Origin of the sequence: Streptomyces sp. MUSC 14 (assembly GCF_001866675.1) — a bacterium.
Taxonomy (GTDB): Bacteria; Actinomycetota; Actinomycetes; order Streptomycetales; family Streptomycetaceae; genus Streptomyces.
In genome coordinates, this window is sequence record NZ_MLYN01000158.1 from 1 (window position 1) to 682 (window position 682).

At 69.8% G+C, this 682-nt stretch carries 1 protein-coding gene; it reads left to right on the forward strand.

The window, feature by feature from the left end; all coding sequences use genetic code 11:
* Nucleotides 1–682: beta-ketoacyl synthase N-terminal-like domain-containing protein (locus BIV25_RS46105; protein ID WP_143076860.1), on the forward strand; the 682-nt coding region annotated here is incomplete at both ends.

Genomic DNA, 682 nt, shown 5'->3' on the forward strand with positions numbered 1-682 from the left:
CGCCCGGTCTGTTCGTGGACTTCAGTCGTCAGCAGGGGTTGGCGGCTGATGGTCGGTGCAAGGCGTTCGCGGATGCGGCGGATGGTACGGGGTTCTCGGAGGGTGGTGGTCTGCTGCTGGTGGAGCGGTTGTCGGATGCGCGGCGTCTGGGGCATCCGGTGCTTGCGGTGGTGGCCGGCTCGGCGGTGAACCAGGACGGTGCGTCCAACGGGTTGAGCGCGCCGAACGGTCCGTCGCAGCAGCGGGTGATCCGGGCCGCGCTGGCGGATGCCGGTGTGCCCGCTTCCGGTGTGGACGTGGTGGAGGCGCACGGTACGGGCACGAAGCTGGGTGACCCGATCGAGGCGCAGGCGCTGCTGGCCACGTACGGGCGGGAGCGGGACGGCGACCGGCCGTTGTGGCTGGGGTCGGTGAAGTCGAACGTGGGTCACACGCAGGCGGGTGCCGGTGTGGCGGGTGTGATGAAGATGGTGCTGGCGATGCGTCATGGTGTGTTGCCGGCGACGTTGCATGTGGATGAGCCGTCGTCGCATGTGGACTGGTCGGCGGGTGCGGTGGAGTTGCTGACCGAGGCCCGGGTGTGGCCGGAGACGGGGGAGCGTCCGCGGCGTGCGGGTGTGTCCTCGTTCGGGATCAGCGGGACCAACGCGCATGTGATCCTGCAGGCCGTCACCGACGAACC